Annotated in this window: 24 protein-coding genes; 21 read left to right on the top strand and 3 right to left on the bottom strand. The window is 54.6% G+C overall.

Going from position 1 to position 21522, the window contains the following annotated elements; all coding sequences use genetic code 11:
* From AC2A6O_RS28530 to AC2A6O_RS28450, 17 genes are all read left to right on the top strand, one after another.
* Nucleotides 1–283 (top strand): hypothetical protein (locus AC2A6O_RS28530; RefSeq protein ID WP_498932094.1); only part of this gene is annotated, 283 nt, incomplete at its 5' end.
* The gene (locus AC2A6O_RS28525; RefSeq protein WP_286192712.1) at nt 283–414 is read left to right on the top strand and encodes a hypothetical protein; all 132 of its coding nucleotides are present in this window, start codon (nt 283–285) and stop codon (nt 412–414) included. The genes AC2A6O_RS28530 and AC2A6O_RS28525, both read left to right, overlap by 1 nt.
* Before the next feature lie 16 nt (nt 415–430).
* On the top strand, nt 431–901 hold the full coding sequence (locus tag AC2A6O_RS28520) for a hypothetical protein (protein ID WP_498932093.1): 471 nt from the start codon (nt 431–433) through the stop codon (nt 899–901).
* Nucleotides 902–1049: 148 nt separating this feature from the next.
* A complete protein-coding gene (locus AC2A6O_RS28515; RefSeq protein ID WP_498932092.1) occupies nt 1050–1520 on the top strand; it encodes a hypothetical protein in 471 nt (156 codons plus the stop codon).
* Nucleotides 1520–3931, top strand: a complete 2412-nt coding sequence (locus AC2A6O_RS28510) for a hypothetical protein (protein WP_498932091.1) — start codon at nt 1520–1522, stop codon at nt 3929–3931. Before AC2A6O_RS28515 ends, AC2A6O_RS28510 begins: the two co-directional genes overlap by 1 nt.
* A 319-nt stretch (nt 3932–4250) precedes the next feature.
* Nucleotides 4251–4478 (top strand): hypothetical protein, encoded by a 228-nt coding sequence (locus AC2A6O_RS28505; protein WP_075282657.1) that lies wholly within the window; start codon nt 4251–4253, stop codon nt 4476–4478.
* On the top strand, nt 4478–6181 hold the full coding sequence (locus tag AC2A6O_RS28500; RefSeq protein WP_498932090.1) for a portal protein: 1704 nt from the start codon (nt 4478–4480) through the stop codon (nt 6179–6181). Before AC2A6O_RS28505 ends, AC2A6O_RS28500 begins: the two co-directional genes overlap by 1 nt.
* A complete protein-coding gene (locus AC2A6O_RS28495) occupies nt 6168–6482 on the top strand; it encodes a Bbp19 family protein (protein WP_006936039.1) in 315 nt (104 codons plus the stop codon). The genes AC2A6O_RS28500 and AC2A6O_RS28495 overlap by 14 nt, the downstream gene beginning before the upstream one ends.
* 2 nt (nt 6483–6484) lie before the next feature.
* Nucleotides 6485–7396 (top strand): hypothetical protein, encoded by a 912-nt coding sequence (locus AC2A6O_RS28490; RefSeq protein ID WP_498932089.1) that lies wholly within the window; start codon nt 6485–6487, stop codon nt 7394–7396.
* Nucleotides 7397–7598: 202 nt separating this feature from the next.
* A complete protein-coding gene (locus tag AC2A6O_RS28485; protein ID WP_498932088.1) occupies nt 7599–8255 on the top strand; it encodes a hypothetical protein in 657 nt (218 codons plus the stop codon).
* 13 nt (nt 8256–8268) lie between these two features.
* Nucleotides 8269–9114 (top strand): hypothetical protein, encoded by an 846-nt coding sequence (locus AC2A6O_RS28480; protein WP_498932087.1) that lies wholly within the window; start codon nt 8269–8271, stop codon nt 9112–9114.
* Nucleotides 9115–9586: 472 nt separating this feature from the next.
* Entirely contained in the window at nt 9587–9835 is a 249-nt protein-coding gene (locus AC2A6O_RS28475) for a hypothetical protein (protein WP_498932086.1), read from the top strand.
* 91 nt (nt 9836–9926) lie between these two features.
* The gene (locus AC2A6O_RS28470; protein ID WP_498932085.1) at nt 9927–10712 is read left to right on the top strand and encodes a hypothetical protein; all 786 of its coding nucleotides are present in this window, start codon (nt 9927–9929) and stop codon (nt 10710–10712) included.
* Nucleotides 10713–10842: 130 nt separating this feature from the next.
* Nucleotides 10843–11328: a hypothetical protein gene (locus AC2A6O_RS28465; protein WP_498932084.1), complete on the top strand. Its 486-nt coding sequence runs from the start codon at nt 10843–10845 to the stop codon at nt 11326–11328.
* 177 nt (nt 11329–11505) lie between these two features.
* Nucleotides 11506–11622 (top strand): hypothetical protein, encoded by a 117-nt coding sequence (locus AC2A6O_RS28460; protein ID WP_498932097.1) that lies wholly within the window; start codon nt 11506–11508, stop codon nt 11620–11622.
* A 154-nt stretch (nt 11623–11776) separates the two neighbouring features.
* Nucleotides 11777–12022, top strand: coding sequence for a hypothetical protein (locus AC2A6O_RS28455; protein WP_498932083.1), 246 nt, complete (start codon nt 11777–11779; stop codon nt 12020–12022).
* Between the two features lie 867 nt (nt 12023–12889).
* Nucleotides 12890–14035 carry a DUF2336 domain-containing protein gene (locus tag AC2A6O_RS28450; RefSeq protein WP_498932082.1) on the top strand — a complete coding sequence of 382 codons (1146 nt, stop codon included), beginning with the start codon at nt 12890–12892 and terminating at the stop codon, nt 14033–14035.
* 11 nt (nt 14036–14046) lie between these two features.
* Here AC2A6O_RS28450 and AC2A6O_RS28445 read toward each other — a convergent pair whose 3' ends face one another.
* Entirely contained in the window at nt 14047–14673 is a 627-nt protein-coding gene (locus AC2A6O_RS28445; RefSeq protein WP_498932081.1) for a LysE family translocator, read from the bottom strand.
* A 49-nt stretch (nt 14674–14722) separates the two neighbouring features.
* Here AC2A6O_RS28445 and AC2A6O_RS28440 point away from each other — a divergent pair, with 49 nt between their 5' ends.
* Nucleotides 14723–15559: an extensin-like domain-containing protein gene (locus AC2A6O_RS28440; RefSeq protein WP_498932080.1), complete on the top strand. Its 837-nt coding sequence runs from the start codon at nt 14723–14725 to the stop codon at nt 15557–15559.
* A gap of 73 nt (nt 15560–15632) precedes the next feature.
* On the top strand, nt 15633–16853 hold the full coding sequence (locus AC2A6O_RS28435; protein WP_148586004.1) for an alanine racemase: 1221 nt from the start codon (nt 15633–15635) through the stop codon (nt 16851–16853).
* Nucleotides 16854–16994: 141 nt separating this feature from the next.
* Here the strand turns inward: AC2A6O_RS28435 and AC2A6O_RS28430 are convergent, their stop codons facing one another.
* Nucleotides 16995–17435 (bottom strand): BA14K family protein, encoded by a 441-nt coding sequence (locus tag AC2A6O_RS28430; RefSeq protein ID WP_498932079.1) that lies wholly within the window; start codon nt 17433–17435, stop codon nt 16995–16997.
* Between the two features lie 183 nt (nt 17436–17618).
* Between AC2A6O_RS28430 and AC2A6O_RS28425 the strand changes: the two genes are divergently transcribed.
* Both AC2A6O_RS28425 and AC2A6O_RS28420 read left to right on the top strand, forming a co-directional pair.
* Nucleotides 17619–18383 (top strand): HugZ family pyridoxamine 5'-phosphate oxidase, encoded by a 765-nt coding sequence (locus AC2A6O_RS28425; protein WP_498932078.1) that lies wholly within the window; start codon nt 17619–17621, stop codon nt 18381–18383.
* Nucleotides 18384–18719: 336 nt separating this feature from the next.
* Nucleotides 18720–19346, top strand: coding sequence for a DUF1062 domain-containing protein (locus AC2A6O_RS28420; protein ID WP_498932077.1), 627 nt, complete (start codon nt 18720–18722; stop codon nt 19344–19346).
* Nucleotides 19347–19544: 198 nt separating this feature from the next.
* Here the strand turns inward: AC2A6O_RS28420 and AC2A6O_RS28415 are convergent, their stop codons facing one another.
* Entirely contained in the window at nt 19545–21299 is a 1755-nt protein-coding gene (locus AC2A6O_RS28415) for a methyl-accepting chemotaxis protein (protein ID WP_498932076.1), read from the bottom strand.
* Nucleotides 21300–21522: the final 223 nt, after the last annotated feature.

The following is a 21522-nucleotide window of genomic DNA, read 5'->3' as shown; positions in this document are numbered from 1 at the left end:
AATCTGGTTTGCGGCCTATGCCGAAAAGCATGATCTGGAAGTTCACGATGATGAGTTTGTAGAGCTGAACCCGCTCGAGGCTCATGACACCATTATTGATTTCAGGAAATGGTACTTGATGAAAGCTCCGGTTCGCTTTGACAAAAGCCATATGTTAGCTGCGACATGGCTGGCCATCGATCTTGAGGAGGGCAGGCTGACATCACTCAGAACTGAGCAGGCCCGAGACTTCATCAAGGAAAATTATGCGTCTTTTGTCTCCTTTCCGGGGGAGGAGACGTGATGGAGAAGATTGTTGCGATAGATGCCAATGAAATCAGCCCGATCATGAAAAACTTCGGGCTGGAAGGATTGATCGCCGCCGCAAAACGGGGCCGAAAGAGCTTTGGAACAATTAGTGAACATTTGAGATAGTTTGGACACAGGACCCATGGCGGATTTTAACGACATTACCGGCTGGCGGGAAGAGCTGGCCGCATTTGAGAAAACGGAAGAAGGCAAGGTCTTCTTTGCCGGCAACAAGCGCTACCGCGGCCGCAAAGTTCCTTATGAAAACCTGGTTCAGGTAGTGGAGCTCATCCATGCCGACGAGGAACTTCATGCGGCATTGAAGAAGACACTCTGGTTTGCTCAATACGTCGAGGAACATGACCTTGAGGCCTATGACGAGGAATACCAGGAACTCCATCCTATCGATGCTTACGATACCATTATTTTCTTCGGACGTTGGTACCTGATGAAATCCCGGATTCAAGTAGACAATAACCGCATTTTTGTTGCCACTAGGCTGGCCACCGATCTTGAGGAGGGCAGGTTGACATCACTCAGAACTGAGCAGGCCCGAGACTTCATCAAGGAAAATTATGCGCTTTATGTCTCCTTTCCGGGGGAGGAGACGTGATGGAGAAGGTTGTTGCGATAGATGCCAGTGAAATCAGCCCGATCATGAAAAACTTCGGGCTGGAAGGATTGATCGCCACCGCAAAACGGGGCCGAAAGAGCTTTGGAACAATTGATGAACATTTGAGACGAGTTTGGAAACAGGACCCATGGCTGATTTTGAAGATATTACAGGCTGGCGGGAAGAGCTGGCCGCATTTGAGAAAACGGAAGAAGGCAGGGCCTTCTTTGCCGGCAACAAGCGCTACGGTGGCATCAAAGTTCCATATGAGAACGTCGTGCAGATGGTTGAACTGATCCGCGGGGATGAAGAGCTGCACGAGGCTTTACTGAAGAAAATCTGGTTTGCGGCCTATGCCGAAAAGCATGATCTGGAGGTTCACGATGATGAGTTTGTAGAGCTGAACCCGCTCGAGGCTCATGACACCTTTATCACATTTGAACGGTGGTACCTGATGAAAGCTCCGGTTCGCTTTGACAAAAGGGACTTGATCGTTGCGACATGGCTGGCCATCGATTTGGAGGAGGGCAGGCTGACATCACTCAGAACTGAACAGGCTCGAGACTTCATCAAGGAAAACTATGCGCGCTATATCTCCTTTCCGGGGGAGGTGGCGTGATGGAGAAGATTGTTGCGATAGATGCCAATGAAATCAGCCCGATCATGAAAAACTTCGGGCTGGAAGGATTGATCGCCACCGCAAAACGGGGCGATCTTTTTTTTTACAGCAATGATTTTGAGCTGGAGTTGTGGCGCGCAGGGTTTTTTGAAACAAAGAACGGCACGCTTTTCCGAGATTGGATTCGAGACCAGAGAAACCCACCTTCGGGTTACACACCTGACGTCAGAATCGTTGAAATTGACGACGTATTAGAAAAGGAAAAAGACGATTATGACCCCAACCGGAAAAGGTTGACCAAAAAGGGAGGATTTGAAACCTGGGATATGTCGATCCGCAAGCGGATGACGAAACATCCTGATTTCGACTATGAGATTATTTCCAGGGAGAAGGACTTTTTCGAAAACAAGAACAAGAATATCTACGATCCAGTCACCAAAAAACATGCGAAGATTGTGGATGTCCCGTTCCGTTATACATCCGTCAAAAAACTGGCTTCAGAATTGGTTGTGGATCCGACTCTGAATTTGTCGAAAGAACAATACGAGAACATTTACAGGTTTAAAGATACGAGGTTTGGCGAGGTGAAGGGCCTCGACCAGGGGCGAATCATTTTTCCGGAGACCTATGAAGAGGTGTTGCGGCAACGTGCGATGCGCGCAAAGCCCAAAGGGGCACCGCTGCCCGGAGTAACGGGACAGCTTGGTGGCAGCATGAGCGTGCTACCGGCCGAGGCTGCAAGGCCAGTTCCGATGCTTTCTTCCGGAATGCCGGTTGATGACTTGCCCGGAGCACAACTTGGTCAAAACTCGGGGATCAGCAGCAAGGCCACCGGCACGCTGTGGGACGAGACCACCATTAGTCGGCGGTTCATGAAGCTTGCGCGTCGAGGCGCGCCGGTTTTCGTTCTTGGTCTTGCCGCGCCGGTGATTTTCAACAAGGTTCAGGCACGTGCGGACGAGCGGAACATACCGTTTGCGCAGGCGGCAAGAGAGCTGGGGCTGGAGTTTACAGAGGACGATCTGAAGTCCATGGCGGCGGAGGCGGGCCTCGACCTGGCCGTTTCGCTGACGCCTGTCGGGCCGTTGAAAAAGGCCTGGGACGTTCTGGGCAATCTGGACGACATTATCGCCTTGACCCAGCTTTATGGCGAAGCCTATCCGGATAATCTGGTGATCCGGAAAATGGCGGAAATTGCTACAACCGTGGAAGGTTCGGAGGCATTTGGGGCCTACGTTTATGGCCGGGACGTGCTGACAGGCGCGGTGGGCAGCGCAATCGACTGGGCGTTTGCCAGCAGCGAGGATGAGGAAGAGGCCTTACAGGCGCTGCAGGGGATACAGAACGCGCTTGAGGCCGGCGGAGCCGTGGAGCAGGCCGCAAGCCGCGGCGCAACACGCGAAGAATTGACTGACACCCTGACGAGAGACGCAGAGCTGCGCCGTGGACAGGTCAGGCAACTGTTGTCGGCGGCCCCGATGGCGGCGACAGATGCGCCGCTTACGGCACCGCGGCTGGAGGATGACAGTCTTTCTTCTGAAACCATCCTGACGGATGGCGGGCAAGTGCCATTGGGCGAGAAGCCGGTTCTGCCAGGCTCTTCCGCCATTCTGGCCCCTGGTTTTGAGGGCGCGCGCCAAGACGGCGAATCTGGAGGCGGCGTGGCTGGAGCCGGCGCAGTTGGGGCCGAAGTGGGCACCGGCAAGCTGGACGGCGTGAGTGCCACAACGGCGGCCGATGTTGCTGACGCCTCAGCCGGTTTGGCTGCATCTGCTGATCTGGCCCGGAAAAGTTCCTATGACCGATATCGGCAGATCGGCAGAACTGCCGCGGAAGAGGCGGAAGCGCTTGCGGATTACGAAAGGCTGTTCAGGCAAAGCTATGTCGAACTGGGCGGCCACAAGGAGGCTGCCAGGGACTATGCGATTTACCGGTTCAAGCAGATGTGGGGGCTTTCGGCCTTCGCGCCGGAGGCGGAAGGGACCGTATTGAAATATCCGGTCGAGACAGCCTATCCGGATCTTGAAAAAGACGGCCATGGTTACGTGCGCAAGGACGTTGAGGACCTGCTGAAAGCACAGGGTGTGCGCGCTGCGAAATGGCATCTGATGCCAAATGACAAGACCGGCCGGGACAGGCGGCAGGCCCCGGCGGACGAGGACGGCTACGGCCCGCGCATGACATTGACCTATGACGACGAGACCGGAAAGCGCCATTTGCTGACGGAAGATTTTCAGGCAAATGTCGGCCGCGCTCGGGACAGGGCGTGGCAGACGCACGCCAAAAACAACAGCAGGCGGGCCGCGCGGCAGGCCCCTGCCGCACCGGCTGGAAAGGTTCCGGCGGCGCTGGCCGCCGCAGCGCCCGGTAAAGCCGCGGCGCTGGATGGAGCTTCCACCGGGGCGCGGTGAAAAAACACCGCCTCGGGCGCACAACCGGGAAGCTTCAAAAAGCCTTTGAGTGGCAAGAGCTTTCCGGAAATGCGTGTCTGAACAACAGGTTCAGACATTTGGCCTTGCTGGACGCTTCGTCAAAACAGGGCTAAAACAGACCTCATACCGGTACTTTGGAAAAATGCGGCTTGGCCGGCAGGAACGCTTTGGCGCTGCCGGATACGTCCGTTCGATCTTTTTTCGGCCGCCTGCGCGGACCGGCCTTGAGGCGCTGCCGCCGTGCCGACAGGCGGCGCCGATTACACGTTTTCAAGACATTGAGAGAAAGGGACCACCCATGTGCATGTTTGGTGGGGGAGGCTCCAAGCAGCCGGACCCGGAACCGACACCGCCGCCGCCGCGCGAACCCGATCCGCAGCGGCAGGCGCGCAACCTGCAGGAAAACGGGCGCCGGCGCCGGGCCGCCGCCTATAACACCCGGGCCACCAACCTGACCGGTCCGCTGGGCGTTGCCGATTACGGCAGTGCCTCGCGGCCTGGTGTCACACTTTTGGGGCGTGCGTGATGGGAGTTGTCGACGATCTGAAAACCGAGCTGCAGTCGGCCCGGGCGGAGCGCCAATGGGTGGAGGCGGACTGGCAGGACTATGTCACCTATACGGCACCGGACATGGAGCGGGCCTTCAACCGGCCCGGCGGCGTGAGCGCCCGGGATGGCATGAGCGCCCTGCGCGGGTCTGCCGCCCGGGACCGGTCGCGCAAGCTGTACGACCCGACTGCCGTCTGGCTGCTGGACAGGCTTGCCTCCGGCATCGGCTCGCTGACCATGCCTGAGGGCTTTCCCTGGCATGGGGTCGGCTTCGGCGATCCGTTTGCGCCAGCGCCCAGCCAGGCGGACGAGGAGTTTTTCGAACTGGTGCGCGATCACCTGTTCCGTGTGCGGTATTCGGGGCGTTCCGGCTTTGCGCTGGCCAACCGCTCGCGTCTGCTATCCACCGTGAAACTGGGGACGGGTGTGCTGTTTCCGGTCGAAAACGAGGACAGCCTGGCCGATATCCGCACACCGGTTCACTACCGCTATGTGCCGCTTTACGAGATTTATCTGATCATCGATGCCCAGGGCAACGATTGCGGGTTCTTTCGGGTGCGCACGCTGAAGGCGTGGCAGGCGGTGAAGGAATATGCCGGCAAGGTGTCGCCCAAGGTGAAGGAAGACGCGGCCGACGCGAAGCGCAAGAACACGGACTACACTTTCGTGCATGCCTGCTTTGTGCGCGAAGGCGGCCACGCCCAGGCAACCGACACCAGGAAATCCCGGTTCGAGAGCATCCACTTCGAGGAAGACAGCGGGTATATCTGCCGGCGGGGCGGCTTCTTCGAATATCCGCTGGTGATCAGCCGGTGGGACCGGGACGGGCTGTCGCCCTATGGCTCGCCGCCGCAGGCAAAGCTGATGAGCGACATCAAGAGCTTGCAGAGCCTGGCACGAGACGGGCTGATTGCCAGTTCGCAGGCGGTGCGCCCGCCGATCGCCACCCATGCGCAGGAGCGCCAGCTTGACCTCAACCCCGGCCGGATCAACCCCGGGCTGATCGACGAGCAGGGCCGGCCGCTGTTCCGGCCGATGATCGACACGGTGAACCCGGGGGCGGCGGATGCGCAGATCGAGACCATCCGCGAGAAGCTGCGGGTGGGGCTTTATGGCGACCTGTGGCAGACGCTGCTGGAAGGCAATGGCCGCACGGCAACGGAAGCCAATATCCGCCGCAAGGAAATGGCCGACATGATCGGGCCGTTCTCCACCAACATCATGGCCGGAAACGAGGCCTTGTTCGAACGGGAGATCGGCATTCTGGGCCGAAGGGGCGCTTTTGCCCCCGGTTCGCCCCTTGCCCCGCCGCAAAGCGTGCTGGAGGGCGATGTGACCCTGACGCCGACGGCGCCCATCGACCAGATGCGCGAGGCCGGGCATTTCGAGGCGATCATGGGCTTCCAGGAGTATCTCGGCATTGCAGCGGGGGCCGATCCCTCCATTCTGGATCTGCACGACCGGGAAGCCGAATACGACCTGACCCGCCGCGCACTGGGGCTGCCCGCCAAGCTGAGGCGGCGGCCGGAAGAGGTGGAAGCACTGCGGCAGGAACGGGCGGCAGAGCAGCAGCAACAGCAGCAGCTTGCGACCGGCGAAAGCATGGCGCGGATCGCCCGCGACGGGGCGCCGCTTCTGCAGGCCCTGGGCGGCGAGGGAGGGCTGGATGGTCTGGCGTAGCCTCAAACGAGCCGCCCGGCGGCGCCGGGAGCGGGCTGGAGTGCTGGAACGGGCCTATCGGTCCGTTTTTTTGTGCCCGGACGGCGAAATTGTGCTGGCGGACCTGGCTGCCGAATGCGGCATCTACCAGGCGCCGCCGGTGAACCTGGAGCCGAGGGCGGGCGGTTATCTGGACGGGCGCAAGGCACTTTATGCCCGCATCCTGTCCATGATCCGCATTCCGCCGGAAGAGCACGCCGCGCTGCAGGAAGCCGCCCGGCTGGAAATGCTGCCCGAGTTCGAAACTGACGAGGAATATTGACGATGTACGACGCGATTGAGCCGGCAGCAGGACCGGAGGCCGGCGGGCACGACGGTTCTGGACACGATGGTATGGCACATCGCCCTTCGGAGGGCGGAGGTTTCATCGACAGCCTGAGCGAGGCCGACCGGGACATGGCCGCCAGCTATGGCTGGCGCGATACCGCCGGCATTCTGGAAGGCTATCGCTCGCTGGAAGACAGACTGTCCGGGGCGCTTCAGGTTCCAGGCGAAGATGCCGGTAGCGAGGAGCAGGCGGCCTTTTATGCCGATGTTTCCAGCCGCTGGACGCCGAAGGACGGCTATCGCTTCAAGATGCCCGAGACGCTGCCGGAAAACTTTCCCTACGACCAGGCCTTTGCGCAGGAAGCCGGAGACTGGTTCAAGGAGGCGGGGCTTCACCCCGAGGCGGCGCAGAAGCTGCACGACCAGTGGGTGGGCAAGATGGCAGAGCAGTTTTCCGCCCATGAGGAAGCGGCTGTTGACGCCGCAAAGAAACAGGGCGAGGCCGCCGAGGCCGCGCACCTGTCCCTGGTCAGGGAATATGGCGAACCGGACAGCGACGGCTACCAGAACGCCATTGCCAAGGCCGACCGGGCGCTGAGCACCCTGAAGACGGCCGGGGTGGACCTGACAGGATGGTTTGCGGAAAAAGGCGCCCTGACCACGGCTGGCAGCGACGGTTTGCAGCAGGTGACGGACCCTGTGGCGGTAAAGCTGCTCGCCTTCATCCACGACAGCGCCTTTGCGGAAGACGGTCTGAACGGTTTCGGCGCGGGTGGGGAGGGGGGCAACCCCTTCGAGACCGGCAATCCGGATCTCAGGCAGCAGTCGGACCTTCTGGAAAACAGCCCCTTGCGGGCTCGGCAGATGATCGTCGCAGCGGGGCGGGATCCACGGTTGTTCAGGCTGTAGCGAGGTCTGATAGTGATGGCCACAAACTGGTTTAAGGCTTGGTTTTCATGAAGCCGTAGTTCGCAGGAAGGTCTGCTTTGTTTGTCAGGCAAGGTTCTCTTGTACACTTTTTGGTTGACTTGCGAACAAATCATGAACAATTTGGACCCTAGGCAGGGGTTTGCCAGGTAAAAATTTGGACTGATTGAGACGGGAGCCGACAATGCGTCGTTTTGCAAGACTAAGAAGACTTATTATTGCTGGTGCAACAATTTTGGCCACGACAAGCCTTGGAACCACTGTTTCCTACGCCTGTGTAAACAATATGGATATGGTCAAAACCATAACTGGATTGATGGCGGACGGAAAATTCCAACAAGCAAGCCAGTATGCGGAAGAAAATCTCGACGTATGCCCGATGCAGGCCAGATTTTATCTGGCGTTATTGACTGTAGAGGGACGCGATGACCGGCCAAGTTGCGACGCCGTGTACCAGTTGGAAGAAAATTTCTCGATTAACAATTCCAAAGACAACCCGGAAATCTTAAGAAAGTCGAATGAAGACACAATTGTAAGTTTGCTCAATCGTATCTACATCGGCGGATATATTGAATATTCAATGATCGAGGGGAATACCTATTCAACTCAGTTGTATATCTCTGAAAATCAGGAAAGATTTCTGAATTACCTGGAACTCGGTAAGAATCTTGACACTGGTTACCTGAATGTTGTTCGGCTTCTCAGCTATGCGGAGCAACTTGGCGTTGATCTAAACAACTTTCCCAAAATTCTTGAAATTGTCGGCGCAGATTTCGAAAGAGACGAATACCTGGCGAATTCGGGTTGGCCAAAGTCGATTATATGTGATGTTAGAAAATAGGCAGTAAAACTGAATGAAAAATCTGAATGACAAAGAGGTTGAAACGGTTTTCGATTTGTACCGGCGTGGAAACACTCTTCGAAAAGGTGACTTTCCGAATGAAAAGAATGGGCTCAAACCTTTCATTCGCGAAGGCAATCCCGGTAATCTGGTCGACGAAGGTTCGCTGGAATACCTGCGTTCGCAATACCTAGACCGGCTTTACGATCTGCCTGTCGATAGCAAACAGATTGGTGAGTTTAAGGAACGAATAAACAAGCTGAGGACAGAATTTTATAATCGTTCTATTCTTCCCGAAAGATTGAAAGAAAGTGTATTCGGATATTTTGAGAAAGTAATTGTTCAGGGAGAGATCGCTGACATCTTTAATGAAGAATTACAGAAAAACAATTATGATGGAGACATTGCAGAACAAAAAACCAGGGAATTTTATGAGAGAGCGTGGCCAGCCCTAGAAAGGGGGGATTCGATCGAAGACCTTCGAAAGGGGGAAAGTTCTGGGGAACATGATCTCAACGGTCCTGAAGGGAAAGTTTTTGATTTAAATCGCGAGATCGAACAAAAGCCATTTCAGAAGAGGCCTGTTCCCAGAGAGCAAATGGTGCCTGCTCCCTTCATGGTTCCCGTTCCGTCCCGCAAGCCAATGCAACCGATGTCTCGCAGAACTCCCTCTGGTTCGAAAAGTCCGAATGTCGGAATGGCAAGTTCAGAAGAAACACTAAGGCGATCGAACCAAAACCCGTTTTTTCTTGAGAAATCTGACCTTCGAGAACAAGATCAACTTCTGGAGAGCAATCCCTTGCTAGCACGGCAAATGATTGTCGCGGCGGGGCGGGATCTGCGGTTGTTTGGGCTGTAACAAGCAGTCTTTTCAAGTTGCCGCGGCGAGGATGAGCGCAAATCGCGTTTGGTGCCGGTTTTCGATTGTTGGTCTGGCAGATCTTGTGCTCAACCCGCATGGTGCAACACGCGAAGAAAGCCAGTGGTGAGCGAAACCCTGTTACCCGGTGAGTTCCTCACACCTGGGAATGATCCACGGTTCGCTGGATGGATCAACGTCGGTGGACCAGAAGGCCAGGTCGCCGGTTTCCAGTACTTCTGCGTGTACCTGATAAACACTGACATCGTCAGAGCCAGGCCACTTCTCGCGGCACACAAAGGTTTTTCCCTCTAATTTTTGGCATCTTGCGCTGTGATAAGCGCGATTTATCAAGAGTAGGTCGTCGATCATTGTGAAATCGTAAGGTATTCCCTCTTCTGTACAGAAATTTTCCTGTGCTTTTAATTCGTTAACGGAAAGAAATACCAGTAGATATGTGGCGATAAACTTAATGAAAAATCTCGTCAACGAATTCACTCGCAATGTCTATATCGCAGCTAAAAACCTTGGGTTGCCTGATCCTCAGGCGCGCTTGGCGGCAACACAAGCATCACTTGAGACCGCATATGGCAAATCTGTCAAGATCGGTAATCCGGCCCACCGGCAACAATCGAATCTTCTGGAAAACAACCCTTTGCGGGTACCCCAGATGATCGTGTCCGGCGGTTTCGGAAGAGGTTTTCGTGCCAATTTCAATTAAAGGTTGATCAGGAACAAATAATGAACATATTCTGATTGTTCAGCGTCTCGATGCCTTTGTTCGAGAGCGATGATATATAAAGGGATCCGGAATGAAAATGAACACCTTTCGTTTTATCAAAGGCTTTGGGGCAATTCTGAAAGTATCGGGGGTTATTGCTCTGCCGTCGGTTTGCCTGGCCGCGGACGGTGCAGTCATCCCGTGGGAACAGCAACCTGAAGTTCTTCGGTCTGAAATAGAGGGCTATGTCAATTCAAGCCTCGATCCCGCAATGTTCAAGGTGCAGGTCGCGGAGGATGTCCGTGTGGTCTATCTGGGCTTTTCGCCCGAGGAAATCGAACAGAATGCGGAGCAGTTTGCGGATATTCCAGGCCATAGCATCTCGCATCTGCCCTATGGACGGAACGAGTATTACAGCACTCCGGTGGATGCGTTGGATTACCAGCTTTCCAATACGATTACCGTGCTCAATCTCGATCTGGACAAGAAACCGGGTTCGGAAGGTGGCAGTGGCGAGAAGAGTACGGAATTGACTGAAATTCTTGCGCCACAAGGAGAATTCTTTCAATCGCTCGGGTTATCCATTTTTGATTTGATGAGGCTCAAGGATGGTCGGGGCACTCTCGTTGAGTTCGGCCCGCCAATGTCAGTGTTCGACGATTTCGAGTTTTCCTATCGGGACAAGATTCTAGAAACGCCTTGCACATCGGTTTTTGAGTTTGCAGGAACTGACGACGGCACACAGGAAAACACCATGGTTGTTTATTCCGGCGCCGAACCCGGCTCTGCCGAGCAGCTTCAGTGCCTGGAGATGCAGGCTCTGGTTTTCATGCGGCCTGCGGGACTTGCATTCGAGAGTGTTTCTTCGAACGACTGATCTCCTGCGGTTATTGACCTGATAAACCAAATTGCAGAACACTCGTCCGGGGGCCGTGTGGCCGGTTCCCGGACGGTGAAACGGCTTTGAAGTTCACGGCATGTGCCCGGTCTGACTTCCGGCTGTTCTGATGAGCAAGGCGGAACCAGCTTACTGCCGTGCCTCTGCCTTCGCGGTTGGCTTCCGAGCGAAGCGCATCGCCAAATTCCACCCCTTTATCAATTTCGATTTCAGTGTGCAGGCCTTTTGGCCTGCACAGATGTATTTCGACGTGTCGATTTCGCTGAGGAGGCGAGACAATGGAAACAAGGTGTCCGAGAAACAGGTCATTGAAGAACTGGATCAGATCCAGAAGCAACTTATGAAAAAATACGGCTCCGGAGGTGTAGCAAACGAAAAGCTGCAGGACGAGCTCAGGGAATTTGGGAGTAAGCGCGATGGCTACTGGGACGCCAGAAAGATCCTCGAAGGTGCGCTTATCTACAACCGAACGCGAAGCGAGGATCCTGAAAAGCAGAAAATGGTTGATGAAATACTCGGCGAGAATTTGAAGGTCGGGCCGGCGGTATCTGGCTACGGAAACCAAAAAGGTTGTTCATTCACATTGAATATCTGAGAGTGGTTGGTGACCAAACACAATCAGCTTTAGGATCGATGAAATGAACAACCCGCAGCAGAATGCCCGGACGTGTTGTACAGTCGAGAGCAAATCGTTGAGCGTTATCAGAACGGTGAGAAGGCACCAGCGATTGCAGCTGCCTTCGGAAATTTCGAGCGCACGGTCTAAAAGTGGCTGAAGCGGTTTCGCGAGCACGGCCTTTCCGGGCTGGTCGCCCGCTCCAGCGCGCCCAGAACCTGCACAAATTCATATATCGCCGGGTGGCGGAACCTGATCGTCCTGCTGCGCTAATTGCGGCTGACGGCAGATGAGATTGCTAGAGTGCTCGAGGCTCCCCCGCGCTCCACCGTTGCCTAGACCAGGCGCTTGGCCGTGCCAATGCACGCGTGATGCGGTGCGGCCGCTGGTACGACGAAATCAAGCAGGGTTATGCAGGGGGCGAGCAGTGAACGAAGATCAGATGCGGGAAATCGCCCGCGAAGGCGGCAAAGAAGGCGGCCGGGAGGCTGCTCAAGAGGTGCTTCGAGCACTTGGTGTCGACATCGAACATCCGTTGGAAGCTCAGAAAGACATGCACTTTCTGCGTGATTTGCGAAAGGGAACGTCCAGTATCAAAGGCAAAGTGATCAATACGATTGTGGGCGCGTTGGCGATTGCTGGACTTTACAAACTTCTGTCAGGAATTCGGTGAGGACCTATAAGTCACTAAAAGGCACCTTTCGGTTTGAGGATTGGTGCTGCCGATCAGATGGGTGATTGACTCTAATAAACGTGATACCGCGCTGGCGCAGCCATGAGAGCTAGCTGCTTGAGTAAAGCCTTTGTTTGAGCCGGAAGGTACCGGCAGATGAAATTGCGGAATGTAACTGCCTTCCATCGGGCTAAAATTTCTAGTTGTGGTTGGCTGGCGGCAAGAGTTCGCTCCTCTCAGGGAGAGAAATTGCACTTTCCTTCCCTCCAAGCCAGGCAAGCTTAGAGATAGCTGAAGTTACCGAACGCCTTCGACGGCTGCACCTTCTGGTGCAGCCGACTATGACGGGAAACTAATATTTCTTGTTGAATTGTCCTGCCGTCCGTCCGGCATTGCTCGTTTTCTTTGGTTTCTTGCCGTTTGGTTCAGATGACACCAACTACAATTGCAGCCAAAAACGCAAAGGCTGCCAGGAAGGCAATCATGTTCAGGTTCCGTACAAGGGGCATATGTCCGCTCCCGATTACCTCTTTGAGACTGGGAGATACTAAGTCAGCATAATGCCGAAGCGAAGCAAAAAAGATGCTGCAGCGCAGCGGTGCTGTGCATTCCAGAGTTGTGGTTGTTGATAAAGCATTAAGTAAGGCCTTGATTGGAAACGCTCACAGCCATTCGCGAAAGCCAGAACTGGTTTTGCACAGCCGTCACGATCGAGGATTGTGAATAATGGTGTGGCGGATCTCGTAGACTGCAGGGCCGCATTACAGCTGCGGGCTGTTCATCCAGTCCGCCGATGTCAACGGTAGCTTAATGTTAAGAGCAGGCTGATACAGTTTGCGCCTACGCGGTTGGCGCGTCGGAGTGTCAATGATCAATCTTGCAAAACTCGCTGAACTGGCAAGGGACTCAACTGCTGCGGGGCGCAAAAGCCTTGTCAGTACGCTGACCGACCTTTTCGTGGGTTCTGGCGATGATCGCGATGAGCAGATCAGCCTGCTTTTTGGTGACATCGTTCTGAAGGTGCTGGGGCAGCTCGAAGAAGAAACCCGGATCATCCTGTCCAAACGTGTTTGCAAGGAAAAAGACGCACCTCATGACCTGATGGTGAAGCTGGCTCAGGATGGATTTCCCGTTGCTGGACCGGTTCTGGAAAACTCGCCCGCACTTACGTCCGACGATCTCGTGGCGATCGCATCCTCTGCCTCCATGGAGCATCTGGGTGCAATTGCCGTGCGTGAAACAGTCGACAAGGCAGTTACCAGTGTACTGGTCGACCGCGGAGATACGTCGGTTTTGAGCAAGGTGGCTGAAAACCAAGGTGCAGAATTTGCCGATGCGTCGTTCCTGAAACTGGTAGAGAAAGCCCGGTCGAGTGAAGCAATCCAGGCTGCATTGATCAACCGCACGGATTTACCGGAAGAGGCCGCGCATGCCCTGTTGCCTTTCTTAACAGAAGAATTGAAAGAGAGAGTTGGTGCGCTCGGGGCCGACAGTACACTTGTTCAGCTTCTGGCTGAGCGCGCTGCCACCGAAGTGGCGGCACGTGCTCACAAGCTTGAAGATGCCCGCGAACAGTCCAATGCGTTGATCCGCGACGTTGTCAGCAAGAAAACCAAAATTGATGAAGCGGTGACCTTGTTTGCCCGGTCAGATCGAACAGCGGAGCTTGGCATGTTGCTTGCGAAGGTCAGCAACTTGCCTCCTGCTGCGGTGTCCCAGCTCTTGTTCAGCTCAAGCGACAAACCCTTGATTATCCTTTGCAAGGGAAACGGTGTTAGTTCCGAAGCCTACAAGGATATTTTGACGATGCGTGCCCGCCGGTTGCGCATTGGCGGACTGGAACTGAATACCGCAATCCAGCGTTATGCAGCGCTCAGTGAAGAGGGGGCGCGCAGGTCGCTTGAAATTTTGAAACAATCCGGGGCTAATTTCGGTTTGAAAACCGAAGAGCAAGAAATCGAAGTCGACGACTCAAAGTCTAAGAAGAGCATTCCCTTCGCGTCCAGTCGCTGAGATTGCTTTTGTTAATTCGCGGATCTTTGCAAGGTCGCTGTCATGGCTGCGGCAGAAATCAAGAATGCACCGCCAATTCTGTTTACCAGCTTCAGCAAGGATGGGTTTCTCAGTTTTTGGCCGAGAGCCGATGCCGCGTAGGCATAAACAGCTGCGTTCAAAATACCCAAAACAACAAACGTTGTTCCCAGAAGTGCGAGTTGTGGAACGACCGCGGCATGCGGCGCGATAAAGTGTGGCAAGAACGCCATGAAAAAAACGATACCCTTGGGGTTCAGCGCTGTGACCACATACGCATGCCAGAATATCTTTTGGGCAGGAACATCGGCAACCTGATGCGGCCCGAGTGCTGCGGGTCGGCTTCTCCACATCTTCAGACCAAGCCAGACGAGGTAGATCGCGCCCACCCACTTGAGCAAACTGAAAGCGGTTGCTGAGGCCGCCAGAATAGCGCCAAGACCCATTAGTGATGCAGTTGCTGCCGTTGCGTCGCCCAAGCCCACACCGAGAACACTGGCAACCGCAGACTTACGCCCCTGAGTCAGGGCGTAGCTGACAACCAGCATGATCGTAGGCCCCGGGATCGCTAGGACGATCAGGGTGGCAACCACATACGCGGAGAAGAGTTCTAATGTCATTGGAAACCTTCAATTTTTCCCAAATGCAACCATAGACGCAGGACAGGCGTTGTTCAATTATGATGGTTTTCGATTATCGAAGAATGCGGGGCAGGAAATGCAGATAAGCGTCGTGTTTGTTTCCGCAGTCTTGGTAGCGGTCTTTCTCCAGCCTCTTGACGCTTATTCTGCCACTCCAATGCCAAAAGAAAAGCCGCTTCAGGATCTCGGTTTGAAGGGTTTTGTTGAAGGTATTGATGTGCCAGCGGCAAAGCCTGCTGATAATACAAACGCATCTTCGCCGGCTCCAGTTGAAGGCGGCGGAAAATCATCTCCAACAGAAACGCCTGAACTTGCATCCTGTGATATCCAAGGTGCGGTGTTTGATCGACTTGCTCCGTTGCAAGGACACTCGGGCGATGAGGGCTGCGGAATAGCAGTGCCAATAAATCTGACGGGTGTACGTAGCGCAAGTGTCGAGGTAGCCTTCCCGACGAAGGCCACCTTGTCTTGCGGGTTTGTTAAGACATTCTCCGAGTGGGTAATTCAAGACGTTGTGCCGATTGCACAAGCGGAGTTTGGAAAACCCGTGACAGAATTTTACACAGGCCCTGGGTACCAATGCCGGCGTCGAAATAATCAGCCAGACGGGAAGCTCTCGGAACATGCATTGGGCAAGGCCATTGATATTACGGCTTTTCGGTTGAGTGACGGGACCAAGATCTCAGTTGAAACGGATTGGGCCAGCAAGACCGAGAAGGGCAGCTTTTTGTCGTCCATACACAAGGCTGCCTGCAAACGCTTTACGACCGTGCTCGGCCCAGACGCAGACCCCAATCACAAGTCCCACTTTCATCTCGATATCGGGTGTCATGGCAAAAGCTGTACTTACGTTATCTGCCAATAGTCCAATCCCGACTTGCAAACCAGCCGCAAGATTGGTCCTTTCTACCCAATGAGTTCTAACGCCGGAACGACTGATGGAACGATATAAAACAGCAATTGACGCCGCCCTGGATCTTCGTCCCGATCAACCCGTTTATTGTTTCCGCCCGGACGTGCTGAAGCATGACGCACAGCAATTCCAGTCACTTTTTCCCGGCAAGACCGCTTATGCGGTCAAGACAAATGGAGAACCGTTCGTCCTGGAAGCACTCGCAAAGGCCGGAATCAGCTGTTTCGATGTGGCATCACCGGCCGAATTTGCTTCAGTGAAGAAGGCTGCGCCAAAAGCAGAGATGCTTTACATGCATCCCATCAAAGCGCAGTCAGACATTCGATTGGCACTTGAAACCTACGGTATTCGAACGCTTTCACTCGACCACGAAGACGAGGTCGCGAAGATCCTGCGCATTGTTCGGGCCCTTGATATTGATCCTGGAACGATCACGCTTTTTGTTCGTATCGCCACAAAGGGGCACGCAGCCTACGAATTGTCGAAAAAGTTTGGTGCAGCTCCCGGCCATGCGGTTGAGTTGCTGCAACGGATCAACCGCATCGGCTTCAAATGCGGTTTATGTTTTCACGTTGGCAGCCAGATCGAAGAGCCTGAAACCTACGAACGGGCGCTGGCTTCTGCAGACTGGATCAGGTCACGTGCCGGGGTCCCCATCGTTGAACTGGATGTTGGAGGTGGATTTCCTGCCGTTTATGGCCATGACCCCCGCCGCAAGGTACCGGAGATGCCCACGCTAGAGGAATTGATGGGGCAGTTGAAGACAGATATCGCCGATTGGCAGTTCGACGACCTTCCCCTTGTTGCCGAGCCTGGCCGCGTGATCGTTGCCCGGTCAATCTCGCTTATCGTGCGTGTGTTGCTGAAAAAAGGCCGTCGTCTTTACATCAATGACGGAATTTGGGCTTCTCTTTCCGACAGTTGGACCGGGAAGATCACTCTGCCGGCCCGATTTATTCCCGACCCGGCTCGCAAGACGCGTGCGGGACAGCCCGACAAGATTGTACCCTTCAAGGTTTGCGGAGCAACTTGCGACAGTGTCGATATTCTTTCCCGGCCCTTCTGGCTACCGGAAACGGTCGACACAGGAGACTGGATCGAGATTGGCCACATAGGAGCCTACAGCTTGTCGCTACGCACCCGGTTCAACGGATTTTATCCCGACAAGGTAATTGAGGTTGCTTCGCCGTTCGACTCCGGTGCAGCACCGGAAGGCTTTGCTTCAATCGAAACCATGGCTGATTAGCCTTCACGGCTGATGTCCACCAAACGGTGCTAGCGCCTTTACCAAGGCCAGTTCCTCAAAAAAAGGCAACAAACGGGTGACCGGTTTGGCCGGTCTGTCGTTTGTCGCCGTAAGTTCTTAAACACCACCAAGGGGGTCGGCTTATTGGCAGAAGCGTTGTTCGCCCTGGTAGGTGGTGTAGGTGCCGGTTGATGGGTTGAACGACCGGAACTTCGAAGAACAATATTGATACCAGGCGGGGCTCCAAGGCTGGTAACCGATGCCCGTATGGACTTGACCCGGGTAGGGAGCCGGCGGGTAGTGATTCACTGGCGGCGGGCCAGCGTAGCTCGGTTGGCGGGTCGCACCCAGCAGAATGGCACCTGCGGCCAGGCCGATGACGCCAGCAGCGACGGCGGCGCCCAGATTGTCATTGTTTTTGTGTCTATTATGATTTCGGTTATGGTGTCTGTGGCTTTGATGGTGCCCGCCGCGGTGGTCGCGCCAGCCGTGGCGCGACCCGGCTTCTGCGGATGCAAAGGTTGGCAAAAGAAGGGCACCTGTCAGGGCGGCGGCAACGAGACGTTTGCTCATGGTCTTCATCGGTTTTCTCCAAAGGCAGGCGCTGTTTCCAAGTGGCGCCGTATCTGATGGTGAGACATTCGCATGGGAGGGCTGAACCGGTTCTGAGATGTCTGTTCATCTGACGTTCAGATTCAGTGAGGCGCGGAGAAAACATGAAATGGTAATTGGTCTGGCCGAAAGGCTTCAGAATTTGGAGGGGCTGTGAGCCTGGAAAAAGAAGCGAAATCAGTTATTCGTCCGACCGATGATCAGGCCAGGAGGTTGGCGAAGGAACTAATAAGAACTGCTAGATTTGGTTCGTTGGCGGTGCTCGAAGCCGGAACGCGGCATCCACTGGCAAGCCGCGTTGCGGTTGCGACTGACGTGGACGGTACGCCTGTCATCCTGACAAGTTCATTGTCAGGGCATACCACAGCAGTTCTTGCCGATCCTTCTTGTTCGCTGCTGTTAGGTGAACCAGGAAAAGGCGATCCGCTTGCTCATCCGAGAGTTTCTCTCTTTTGTACGGCCGTCAAGATTTCAAGAGAAAGCACCGACCACGAGCGACTGCGAAATCGATATCTGTCTCGGCACCCGAAAGCCGAACTATACGTTGATTTTGGAGATTTTTCCTTTTTCAGACTTGAGCTCTCACGAGCAAGCCTGAACGGAGGGTTCGGCAAGGCCTTCGAGCTCGAAAAGCAGGATCTAGAAACGCCTGTCGGTGCCCTTGCCGACTGGGCGTCAATGGAGGCGGGGGCGGTTGCGCACATGAACTCGGATCATCGGGATGCTGTGAAACTTTATGCGCAGAACCTTCTGAAGGCCGAGGCCGCCAACTGGCGGCTTGCCTGCCTGGATCCCGAGGGGATCGATCTCGTGGCTGGAGACAAGGTTAGGCGTCTCTGGTTTGCGGATAGGCTTGAAGATCCTTCTGAACTTAGGCCTGCATTAGTGGCGTTGGCTTTGCAAGCGCGCAACACCTGACAGCAATTCGACCGGCAAGTCTAACAAGAAGCCAGGTCGCCGTTGCTTGTTGTTTCTGACAGGGCTATCGAAAGTTCTCTTTTTCAATCTGGACGTTTGTTTTGCCAACACTCTGACCGGTCATCGATCCCGCCATGCGTTCAGTTGGACGCGTCATGAACTTGTTCGTCCTGGCGGCGGATCGGGGCCGGTGTGGCTTGGCCATGCGCATCTGATCCTGTTCCGGTTCATTGCACACATTTCTATTTTTCCAGCCAAACTGAACGCCGTGAGCTGACGCTTTTCGGTCGCCCCGACTGCCTGTGAAGGACTTCCCGTGCGAGGAAGACCCGCAGAATGTCGTTTGTTTTAAACGTAGAATGGATTGTTGTCCGTTTTGGAACTCCAAATATAAAACGTCCGTGCCAAAGGTGTGGAGTTGTGAAATCTTTCGGTTCGACCGGCAAATTTCGACTGAACGCAAATGGTGGCCAACTTGATGCCTGGCTGATCTATCGCTGCATAGATTGCAGCAGCAGATGGAACAGGACCCTTTTTGAGCGCCGACCTGTTGGTGGCCTGCAGCCAGATCTGCTGGAGGCATTGCAGAGGAATGATCAAGAGTTGGCAGACGCTTTTGCCTGCAAACTTGCCGGGGTATCCGGAAGCTGCGCCGATACCGTGTTCGGTCTGGAGCGCCGGTTGGTGTCCGGTGTGTGTGCGCGCGCTGACAAAGCGGTGCTCACGCTTCTTAACCCGGACCATGTAGAGGTGCGTCTTGATAAGGTGCTTGCGATTGGGCTCGGTCTGTCACGTAGCAGCCTTTCAAATATGGTGACGCGAGGAGCTCTGAAGATGCCATCGAGTGCCGCAAAGGCTCTGAAGAGGCGTGTTCCCGAACAGCTTGTCTTTCAGCTCGACCGTTCTGCAGAACCTTACAAAACGGTTGGATTTGAAGGTCTGCTTGACCTCAGCCTTCTATAAAGCGATCGCAGGTGGAGATTAAGGTCTGACGGGGCGTGTGTGACCTGTGACCAGGTGGGGGGCGGGCACTGAATTGCTTCAGTCGAGTGCTGCTTCCCCCTATATGCATATCAGGCTGCCATGTCAGCTTTGCTGACATGGCAGCTCAGTGCTTTGCTGCTTCAAATGCCAGACCTGCAACAGGAGCGACGACACCAGTCAAGCTGCGCGCAGATGTCCCAGAAAGTCGCTCAGCCCATCTCGTATTGTCGTGATCTGGGACGAAATGTTCTGGACGCTGCTCACAACCTCCCCAACCCTTTCGCCTGAAATCTGGGCGGCAAGGTTCACCTGGGAAATGTTGACGGTAATGTCGGCGCTGCCTTGCGCGACCTGATGTGCGTTTTTGGCAATTTCCGAAGTGACTGCGTTCTGTTCTTCAATCGCCGACGCAATTCCGGAAATCTGTTCCCGAATTTCCATCATGGCTTTTACCACGGTGGTAATCGCATCGGAGCAGGTGGCCGCACCCGTCTGGACACCGCTCAGCTGAGACCCGATCTGATCGGTCGCCTGTCCTGTTTGAGTTGCAAGTGCCTTTACTTCAGATGCGACAACGGCAAAGCCCTTGCCTGCTTCACCAGCTCTCGCGGCTTCAATCGTTGCATTCAGGGCCAGCAAGTTCGTTTGGGCGGCAATGTCGCTGATCAACTTGAGGACGTCCGTGATCTCTTCAGCCGACGCAGACAGCTTTCCGACGGTGTCGCCAGACACTTCCGCCTGCTCGGATGTGCGAGAGGTGGAAGTATTGGCAAGCGTTATCTGTCTGCTGATTTCATGGATGGAACTTGCCAACTCCTCAGATGCAGACGCCACAGACTGAACCGAAGCCGTCGCCTGTTCGGCCGCCGCAGCGACGGTGTTGGATCTCTCAATGGTCTCATGACTGTTTCGGGCCAATTCGTCAGCGCCGGTTGCAAGTTCACTCAAAGCGGAAACGGCTGTATCGCAGCTGGTCATCAGCAGTTTTTCAAGCTCGTCGGCTAATCGTAGCCTGGTTTCCCGGCGGTCTGCTTCTGCCTGAATTTCTTCTTCGCGCGCTTGATCCTGCAGACGCTTCATTTCAATAGTATTTTCCCGAAACGTTTCGAACGCCCTTGCTACCCGGCCGATTTCGTCTCTTGTGTGAACGTTGACTTCCACATCCGTGTTGCCTCTCGATAGCTCGAGAAGACCTGTCGTGACCTGGTGCAACGGTCGGGAAATCAGAAATTTTGCGAAAAGTACCGAGCCGATTATGCAAAAGATCAATGTCAGTGACGCGGTGATCGATATTTGCCGAAAAGCCTGTTGTTCGTGATTTTCTGCTGCACTTGCGGCGACTTGCGTAAAGCGTTCTATCTCGGTCAGCAGCGAGACCAGTTCATGGTCCAGACGGTTTTGTTCTTTTTCCAGCTCAACGAGCAATTTGCTCGCGTCCGTCAGATTGTTCTGTTCGATCTTCTGTAAAATCGCTGCTATTTCAGCCGAGTAGGTTTGATACTCGGTATCGATACGTTTCAACTGTTCAAGGGCTTTTGAAAACTCGTCTCGTTCAATCGCGCTGGATGATTTTTCGAGCGCCAGGTTGGCGAGAGCTTCGGCTTTCAGGATTTCACCGGAAACCTGTTCGTTCAAGGCGGCCAAGGTTGATTTCAGGGCTTCTGTCGATGTCTCTTCGTCTTGAGAAGTCAGGCCGGAGACGCGCATGATGCGTTCAACGATCGCTGCCTGTTGCAGTTGATGGCTGGCAACCTGACTGATCGCTTGCGAGAGCGGAATATCCTTCTCGGCGATGTTCTGAAGTTCCTTACCGATCATTCCCATCTGAATAATCGCAACGGCAGCCACGACAAGCAAACCAAGACTGAGCAAGGCGACCAGTGCGAGAATTTTCGCAGCCACCGAGGTTGCAATGGGATTTGATGCCAGCATGTCTCAGGAACCCGATTTTCTTGGCACTGCGGGCAGTACCTCAGTTGATGCTGGATAAGTTTAGGCGGGGCCAGGTTGAAAAAACGGTAAATTTTCTACCTGAAGGATAAAGTATTTCCCGTATAGGTAGAATTTGCAGTGTCGAATTCCTGGGGGAATAATCCAAAAAACGGCCGCCTCGAAAGGCGGCCGTTCTTATTCATGGAAATGATTGTGAGGTTAG

The sequence above is a fragment of the Labrenzia sp. ATLA3 genome (genome assembly GCF_057180185.1).
Note: the sequence above shows the minus strand (reverse complement) of the source record. Positions and strands in the feature narration are given on the sequence as shown.